Here is a 681-nt window from a genome sequence, read left to right on the forward strand (position 1 = left end):
TGCGGAGAAATCACCCGCGGTTTAGAAGTTGTCGAATTCGCTTGCGGTATCCCACAATTATTAAAAGGTGACTTCACTGAGCAAGTAGGTCGCGACATTGATGCTTATTCAACGAGCCAGCCTCTTGGCGTTGTGGCGGGCATTACGCCTTTTAACTTCCCTGCGATGGTACCTATGTGGATGTGGCCAATCGCCATTGCTACGGGTAACACCTTTATCTTGAAGCCTTCAGAAAAAGATCCAAGCGCAACATTTTTAGTTGCTGAGTGGTTAAAAGAAGCGGGTCTCCCTGATGGCGTGTTCAATATCGTAAACGGTGACAAAGAGTCCGTTGACGTCTTACTCACTCACACAGACATTGAAGCAGTAAGCTTTGTTGGCTCTACGCCAATTGCTGAATATATCTACTCTACCGCTTCAAAACACTGTAAGCGCATTCAAGCACTGGGCGGTGCAAAGAACCACCTAATTGTTATGCCTGATGCAGACCTAGATGGCGCTGTGAATGCGCTAATGGGCGCTGCATACGGTTCTGCTGGCGAGCGTTGTATGGCTATTTCTGTTGCCGTTGCGGTTGGTGATATTGGTGATGCACTAGTTGAGAAACTTGCTGAGAAAACACGTCAACTTAAAGTAGGTAATGGCGTAAACCATGGATTAGATATGGGGCCTCTGGTTACT

Annotated in this window: 1 protein-coding gene; it reads left to right on the top strand. The window is 47.1% G+C overall.

Annotated features, from left to right (window positions below):
• A partial coding sequence (locus A3739_RS05680; RefSeq protein WP_156502377.1) for an aldehyde dehydrogenase family protein occupies nt 1-681 on the top strand: 681 nt, incomplete at both ends.

The organism is Oleiphilus sp. HI0067 (assembly GCF_001635735.1).